We start from the raw sequence: 8,153 nt of genomic DNA, 5'->3' as shown, positions 1-8,153 counted from the left end.
TTTCTTCCTTATATATATAGTAGTGTAAAAAATTAATTACCGAAAAATGCAGGTTTTACTTGACTTGACAGGTTTTTTTTGTTATAATTGTACTGATGTTTTCTAGCATAGAGGAGGTGGATTATTATGCATAAAGGTAAGATGACATTTCAGCCAAAAAACAGACAGAGAAATAAAGTTCATGGTTTTCGTAAAAGAATGAGTACAGCAGGCGGAAGAAAAGTATTGGCTGCAAGAAGATTAAAAGGAAGAAAGAAATTATCAGCATAGGCCACAACTTTTGTGGTCTTTTTCTTCTTATTACAAGACTTTTTTAAGGATTGAAAAATGGACTCATTGAAGAAAAACAAAGATTTCCAGAATGTATATCGCAATGGTAAGTCTTATGCGGACAAGTATCTGGTGATGTATGTTCTGGAAAATGGTTTGGAATCGAATCGAATTGGAATCTCCGTCAGTAAAAAAGTAGGAAATAGTGTAGTAAGACATCATCTGACGAGATTATTAAGAGAAAGTTACAGACTGCACGAAGAGATGTTTCATAGTGGTTGGGACATTGTAGTCATCGTAAGGGTGTCAGCAAAAAATGAAGGTTATCACAAGTTAAAGAGTTCATTGCTGCATCTTTCGAATCTTCATGGAATTATTTAAAGATAATATCGAAAAGAAGATGGAATGATTTTGAAAAAATTTTAATTGCAATCATTAAATTTTATAGAAAATATCTTTCACCAATGAAAACAACAAAGTGCCCTTATTGCCCGACCTGTTCTACTTATGGTCTGATTGCCGTGGAAAAGTATGGTGCAGTAAAGGGGGGAGCACTGGCTCTCTGGAGGATATTAAGATGTAATCCTTTTTCAAAAGGCGGATATGACCCGGTTCCATGATTAGGAGGTACGTTAAGTGTCAGAAATCATTTTAACTCAGTACAATGGTAAGATTCTCGGACCGATTGCGAAGGTCTTAGGATGGATTATGAATGGAATCTATTATGTGCTGAACAGTTTGTTTGGAATAGAAAATATAGGACTTTGCATTATTATCTTAACTTTGATTATTTATGCATGTCTTTTTCCATTAACCTATAAACAGCAGAAGTTCTCAAAGCTTTCACAGAAGATGAATCCGGAGCTTCAGGCTATCCAGAAGAAATATAATGGCAAAAGAGACCAGGTTTCCATGCAGAAGATGCAGGAAGAGACACAGATGGTTTACCAGAAATATGGTGTTTCACCGACCGGAAGCTGTATCCAGATGTTAATCCAGATGCCGATTCTGTTTGCTTTATATCGTGTATTCTTAAATGTACCGGCATATGTACCAGCTGTAAAAGAGAAGTTTTCTGCTCTTGTTACAGAGATTATGTCTATTGACGGCTTTGCGGATAAGATGACAAGCTTTGTTGATAAAATTAAAATTGCAGGTTTATCTGTTGATTTTACTGCTACGGATACAAATGTTCTTCATAATTATATTGTTGATGTTTTATATAAGATGAATACTTCCGGATGGAGTGAGTTAACAAAAGTATTTGGTAATCTTACCAATCTGGATGCAACTGAGAAATCCTTAGAGAAGTTAAACTATTTCCTTGGTCTTAACATTTCAAACAGCCCATGGAATATTATGACAACAGGCTTTAAGTCAGGAGCTTATTTACTTGCAATCGGTGCATTACTGATTCCGGTTATTTCTTTCCTGACACAGAGATTAAATATTAAATTAATGCCTACCGCTTCTACCGGTGAAAATGATGCAATGGCACAGCAGATGAAAACCATGAATCTTATGATGCCATTATTCTCATTTGTAATGTGTTTCACTGTACCGGTTGGTCTTGGTATTTACTGGATTGCAAGTGCTCTTGTTCGTAGTATCCAGCAGTGGGGTATCAACAAACGTCTTGATAAGATGGACTGGGATGCTATTATGAAAGCTAATCAGGAAAAAGCAAAAGCAAAGCGTGAAAAGAAAATGGGTCTGATTGAAAATCAGATTGCTAATGCAGCAAAGATGAGTACAAAAGCAAATGTTATTGAATCAGGTACTATGACAAAAGAAGAAAAGGAAGAAGCTTTAGAGCATGCAGCAGAGGTAAGAAGTAATGCAAAAGCAGGAAGTCTTGCTTCTAAAGCTAACAGAGTACGTGAATTCAATGAAAGAAACAATAAATAGAGGGGGTAATATACAATGGAATTTATTGAAGTTTCAGCAAAAACAGTGGATGATGCAATTACAGAGGCTTCGATTAAGCTTGGAACTACCAGTGACAAGATTGAGGTAGAAGTTATTGAGAAGGGTTCTACCGGATTTCTTGGTATCAAGAGTAAACCTGCAATCATCAAGGCACGGAAGAAGAATGATACGGTAGATAATATCCGTGAGTTTTTGGAAAATGTATTTTCTGCTATGAATATGGAAGTTACCATTGATATTAAGAAAGCAGAAGATGATAAGGTCTATGAAGTAGAATTAAGCGGTAAAGAAATGGGACTGCTGATTGGCAAGAGAGGACAGACTTTAGATTCTCTTCAGTATCTTACAAATCTTGCTGTTAATAAACATTCGGATGGATATATCAAAGTTAAGCTTGATACCGAAGATTACCGCCAGAGAAGAAAAGATACTCTGGAAAATCTTGCAAAGAATATTGCATATAAGGTTAAGAGAACAAAACGTCCAGTATCTTTAGAGCCAATGAATCCATTTGAAAGAAGAGTGATTCATTCTGCATTGCAGGGTGACAGATATGTAGAAACCCACAGCGAGGGAGAAGAACCTTTCCGTCATGTAGTTGTTACATTAAAAAAATAATTTAAAAATTTTATAAGAAAATGATTTCATAAGAGTATAAATAGATATAATTATACCGTTTTATAACTCTTATATATTACACAGATAATATAAGAATTCTTATATTAAGGAGATTTCTATGAAAACAGAGACTATTGCAGCAATTGCTTCCGCCATGACGAATTCAGGAATTGGAATCATCCGTATTAGTGGAGAAGATGCTTTTGATGTAATTGATAAGATATACCGGCCAAAAAAAGGAAACAAGCTTTTATCACAGTGCAAGAGTCATACGATTCATTATGGCCATATTTATGATGAAGATGAAATAATAGATGAAGTAATGGTTCTTCTGATGCGGGCACCGAACAGTTATACCAGAGAAGATACGGTAGAAATTGACTGCATGGTGGAACACTTGTGATGCGGCGTATTTTAGAAGTTGTGCTGAAGAATGGAGCAAGACCGGCAGAACCGGGAGAGTTTACCAAGCGTGCATTTTTGAATGGGCGTATTGATTTAAGCCAGGCAGAATCTGTCATGGATGTCATTTCTTCAAAGAATGATTTTGCATTGAAAAGTTCCATGCAGCAGTTAAACGGAGCTCTTACAGGAAAAATCAAAGAAATTCGTGGTAAAATCATACATGAGATTGCATTTATTGAGTCTGCTTTAGACGATCCGGAGCATATCAGTATTGATGGATATGGAGAGAATCTTCTTATTATAATAGATGAACTGATGCATAAGATGAATCAGATGATTGCATCTTCGGAAAATGGCAGTCTTTTAAAAGAAGGCATTAATACAGTGATCGTCGGAAAGCCAAATGCCGGAAAATCTTCTTTATTAAATGTGCTGGTGGGAAGAGAGAGGGCAATTGTAACGGATATTGCCGGAACTACCAGAGATGTATTGGAAGAGCAGATTAATTTAAATGGCATAACACTTAATATTATGGATACCGCTGGAATCAGAAGTACTGAGGATGTGGTAGAGAAGATTGGTGTGGATAAAGCACTATCCCTTGTGGATAAAGCTGATTTTATCATCTATGTAGTGGATACTTCTACTGCATTGGATGAAAATGACGAAAAGATTATAGATGCCATCCGGGAGAAGAAAGCCATCATTTTATTGAACAAATCTGATTTAATCCAGGTAACCGGAGAAGATGAAATCAAAGAAAAATTATCCGGTGCAGATCATAAGATGATAGCTATTTCTGCAAAAGAAAATATTGGAATTGATGTATTAGAAGAGACCATTACGGAAATGTTTTTCCATGGAACGATTTCATTTAACGATGAAGTTTATATTACTAACATTAGACATAAAAACGCATTGATTCAGGCAGTAGAGAGCTTAAAGTTAGTAAAACAGAGTGTAGAAAATGGAATGCCGGAAGATTTTTATTCCATTGATCTTATGAATGCTTATGAAGAACTGGGTACTATTATTGGAGAAGCAGTAGAAGATGATCTGGTTAATGAGATTTTCAGTAAATTCTGTATGGGTAAATAATTATATTTAGATAGAAAGAAGGATAATGAAATGTCGGTAATCGAAGAGACATATGATGTGTGTGTGGTTGGAGCAGGTCATGCAGGTTGTGAAGCAGCACTTGCCTGTGCCAGAATGGGGCTTGAAACCATTATATTTACAGTAAGTGTAGACAGTATTGCGATGATGCCTTGTAATCCTAACATTGGTGGAAGCTCCAAGGGACATCTGGTTCGTGAAATTGATGCTCTGGGTGGACAAATGGGAATTAATATTGATAAAACATTTATCCAGTCGAAGATGTTAAATAAATCTAAGGGTCCTGCAGTGCATTCTCTTCGTGCCCAGGCAGATAAGGCAGCTTATAGTATGGAAATGCGGAAAACGCTGCAGTCTACTGAACATCTTACCATAAGACAGGCGGAAGTATCTGAAATTATCACAGAAGATAATAAGATTGCCGGCATTAAAACATTTTCCGGAGCAATTTATCACAGTAAGGCTGTTGTATTGTGTACCGGAACTTATCTTCGGGCAAGATGTCTCTATGGAGATGTGATTAATTACACAGGACCGAATGGGTTGCAGCCTGCTAATCATCTTACTGATTCTTTAAAAGCCCATGGAGTAGAAATGTTCCGCTTTAAGACAGGAACTCCGGCAAGAATGGATAAAAATAGTATTGATTTCAGTAAAATGACCGAGCAGACCGGCGATGAGAGAGTAGTACCATTTTCCTTTACTACAGACCCGGAAAGTGTTCAGATAGAGCAGGCATCCTGCTGGCTTACCTATACAAATCCGAAAACTCATGAGATTATCCGTGCAAATCTCGACCGTTCACCAATTTATGCTGGTGTTATTGAAGGAACGGGTCCTAGATATTGCCCCTCCATTGAGGATAAAGTGGTAAAATTCGCCGATAAGGAAAGACATCAGGTATTTTTGGAGCCGGAAGGCTTAAATACCAATGAAATGTATGTCGGTGGAATGAGCAGTTCCCTGCCAGAGGATGTTCAATATGAAATGTATCATACGGTTCCGGGACTGGAGCATGCGAAGATTGTAAGAAATGCATATGCTATTGAGTACGACTGTATCAATCCAAACCAGTTGTTACCTACGCTGGAGTTTAAGAATATCAAGGGATTGTTCAGCGGCGGCCAGTTTAACGGAAGTTCCGGCTATGAAGAAGCTGCAGCCCAGGGTATTGTTGCTGGAATCAATGCAGCTTTATATGTAAAAGAGAAGGAACAGCTTGTATTGCATCGTTCCGAGTCCTATATCGGAGTGTTAATTGATGATTTGGTTACAAAGGAGAATCATGAGCCATATCGGATGATGACATCCCGTGCCGAGTATCGTTTATTACTGCGTCAGGATAATGCAGACCTTCGTTTGAGTAAATATGGTTATCAGGTCGGACTCATTTCTCAGGAAAGATATGACTGGGTAGTAAAAAAAGAAAAATTAATTCAAGATGAAATAAATAGGGTAGAGTCAGTAACTATCGGTGCTAAAGACAATGTACAGAAACTTTTAGAGGAATATGGAAGTACTCCTTTGAACACCGGAACCCGTCTTACCGAACTGATTCGCAGACCGGAACTGGATTATGAAAAACTTGCTCCAATTGATGAAGGCAGACCAGAACTTCCGGAAGAAGTACAGGAACAGGTTAATATTAATATTAAGTATGATGGATATATCAAACGTCAGATTAAACAGGTGGAGCATTTTAAAAAATTAGAGAATAAGAAAATTCCGGATGATTTTGATTATGATGCAGTAGACAGCCTTCGTATCGAAGCAAGACAGAAGTTAAAGCTTTATCGCCCGGTTTCCATTGGACAGGCTTCAAGAATTTCCGGTGTATCACCTGCAGATATTACGATGTTGTTAGTCTATATGGAACAGATAAAAAAATAGGAAGAAGAATGAGAAGAATGAGGATATCTTATGGCATATGATTTTACAAAAATGAGAAATATTCTATCAGATTGGAATTTAGAACTTACTGCAGAGAAAGAGCAGCAGTTCTTGACTTTCTATGAAATGCTGGTAGAAAAGAATAAGGTAATGAATCTTACTGCAATCACAGAATTTGAGGATGTTGTGGAGAAACATTTTTTAGACAGTATTTCTCTTTGCCAGGTGATGGACTTAAAGAAGCCGCTTACTTTGTTGGATTTGGGAACCGGAGCCGGTTTTCCCGGAATTCCACTTAAGATTATGTTTCCGGAGCTTAAGATTACTCTGGCGGATTCCTTGAATAAAAGGTTATTATTCTTAAATGAAGTTATGGAAGCACTTAATCTGAAGGATATTGAAACGGTTCATGGAAGAGCAGAGGAGCTTTCTAAAAGAAAAGATTATCGTGAATCCTTTGATTTATGTGTTTCCAGAGCAGTTGCAAATTTATCCACATTAAGTGAATATTGCCTACCATTTATTCACACAAGCGGCAAATTTATCTCTTATAAGTCTGGAGAGGTGGAAGATGAGCTGAAGGATGCAAAGAAGGCAGTTTTCGTGCTGGGCGGCGAGATAGAGGATGTAATTCACTTTACACTGCCGGATAGTGACATTAAACGTTCTTTTGTGGTAATTAATAAGGTTCATGCGACACCAAAAGCATATCCACGTAAGGCTGGAACTCCATCAAAAAGCCCTTTAAAGTAAAAATTAAAATTAGATTAAACTACTGGAAACATGTTTGGTTCTTTCTTTTCTACTATAATTTTTCTCGATAGTTGAGTAAATAAAAAGGATAACAAATTTTCGTTTGTTATCCTTTAAAGATTTATACGTTGTTTTCAATGACTGGTTTTATTATTGTAAGAACATTAAAACAATATCTTTAAATTTATCCGCGTTTCAAGCTGGGGAAGATATCTGGAATTGGAGATGTAGGTTGCTTCAATATTCTTATTTAAGTGAAGATATTTTTCTGTAATAGCTACGGCATTATTTCTTTCTCTACTGGAAATGATGTAGAGATTGTCTGCTTTTTTCACAGCATTGGTGATATCAATATTGACATAATTTCCTTTGGTGCTGGCAAGCAGATATTTTCCGGCACTGTTTCCTTTGTGTGCAGATTCAAAGTAAGTATCTTCTAATTTGGATGAAAGGAATGTTTTCTTGAAGATATATTTACTTTCAATGTAATTGCGGATTCTCTTGTGATGCATAATCAGGTTATAGATAAAGGTACCAAGAATTGGAATCTCTAAAATAGTTTTGGCAGCCTTTGTTTCTTTTGTAGGTATCTCCCTGATGATATTGATGTCAGATGGATTAACCAAAATAATTTTTTTAAAGTTATCCGGCTCCATTGCCTGTGCCATAATGACGAAAGAAGAAGAAATACCAGTTACGACTATATTTGCCGCTTCTTTTACAATGTCGTGGATAAAATTATTAATTAACTGTACGTATAGGAAGTTGGTATAGGTAATACCTGGTTTCTCAGAACGGCCGCAGCCAAGCAGGTCGATAGTGTAGACGGTATGTTTCTTTTCCAGGCGGTGTACAATCTTACTCCATTCTTTGGCGGAAGAAGCAGGATTCAGTTCATGAATCAGAACAACCGGAGTTCCTTTACCGGAAACAGTATAGAAGACGTCACCATTTTTCCAGTGATACATATTTCCTTCTTCGGTAGTTAAAAGATTTTTTTGTCCTGCAGTATAATCTACAATTCTATTTATAATATACATGCCGGCAACAGCAGTAGTAGTGATGCCGATTACTTTTTCAGGTTTCTGTTCATTGTAATTCCTCCCTAAAGTTTATGATACTTTTATTATAAACAAAAATATGCTGCTTTACAATTAAAATCATAGAATAAG

Annotated in this window: 8 protein-coding genes and 1 pseudogene; 8 read left to right on the top strand and 1 reads right to left on the bottom strand. The window is 36.7% G+C overall.

Annotated features, from left to right (window positions below; translation table 11 throughout):
* The first annotated feature begins 126 nt into the window (after window positions 1-126).
* The 8 genes and pseudogenes from rpmH (at window position 127) to rsmG (ending at window position 6,981) form a co-directional block, all read left to right on the top strand.
* Entirely contained in the window at window positions 127-270 is a 144-nt protein-coding gene (gene rpmH / locus DW059_RS14445; RefSeq protein ID WP_022242295.1) for a 50S ribosomal protein L34, read from the top strand.
* A 57-nt stretch (window positions 271-327) separates the two neighbouring features.
* Window positions 328-651, top strand: coding sequence for a ribonuclease P protein component (gene rnpA / locus DW059_RS14440; RefSeq protein ID WP_022242296.1), 324 nt, complete (start codon window positions 328-330; stop codon window positions 649-651).
* Window positions 652-734: 83 nt separating this feature from the next.
* Window positions 735-890 (top strand): membrane protein insertion efficiency factor YidD, encoded by a 156-nt coding sequence (yidD, locus tag DW059_RS17720; protein WP_242986305.1) that lies wholly within the window; start codon window positions 735-737, stop codon window positions 888-890.
* A gap of 16 nt (window positions 891-906) precedes the next feature.
* Window positions 907-2,178: a YidC/Oxa1 family membrane protein insertase gene (locus tag DW059_RS14430; protein WP_199534384.1), complete on the top strand. Its 1,272-nt coding sequence runs from the start codon at window positions 907-909 to the stop codon at window positions 2,176-2,178.
* 15 nt (window positions 2,179-2,193) lie between these two features.
* Window positions 2,194-2,817, top strand: a complete 624-nt coding sequence (gene jag / locus DW059_RS14425) for an RNA-binding cell elongation regulator Jag/EloR (protein WP_022242299.1) — start codon at window positions 2,194-2,196, stop codon at window positions 2,815-2,817.
* 118 nt (window positions 2,818-2,935) lie between these two features.
* Window positions 2,936-4,320 (top strand): annotated as a pseudogene (gene mnmE / locus DW059_RS14420) (tRNA uridine-5-carboxymethylaminomethyl(34) synthesis GTPase MnmE).
* 30 nt (window positions 4,321-4,350) lie between these two features.
* Entirely contained in the window at window positions 4,351-6,228 is a 1,878-nt protein-coding gene (gene mnmG / locus DW059_RS14415; protein ID WP_117699256.1) for a tRNA uridine-5-carboxymethylaminomethyl(34) synthesis enzyme MnmG, read from the top strand.
* 30 nt (window positions 6,229-6,258) lie between these two features.
* Window positions 6,259-6,981: a 16S rRNA (guanine(527)-N(7))-methyltransferase RsmG gene (gene rsmG, locus DW059_RS14410; RefSeq protein WP_022242302.1), complete on the top strand. Its 723-nt coding sequence runs from the start codon at window positions 6,259-6,261 to the stop codon at window positions 6,979-6,981.
* A gap of 164 nt (window positions 6,982-7,145) precedes the next feature.
* On the opposite strand, the gene DW059_RS14405 is transcribed toward rsmG, so the two are convergent.
* Window positions 7,146-7,949, bottom strand: a complete 804-nt coding sequence (locus DW059_RS14405) for an alpha/beta fold hydrolase (protein WP_158552135.1) — start codon at window positions 7,947-7,949, stop codon at window positions 7,146-7,148.
* Window positions 7,950-8,153: the final 204 nt, after the last annotated feature.

The organism is Roseburia sp. AF42-8 (genome assembly GCF_003435965.1).
GTDB lineage: Bacteria > Bacillota > Clostridia > Lachnospirales > Lachnospiraceae > Roseburia_C > Roseburia_C amylophila.
This window is presented reverse-complemented; position numbering and strand designations above follow the sequence as displayed.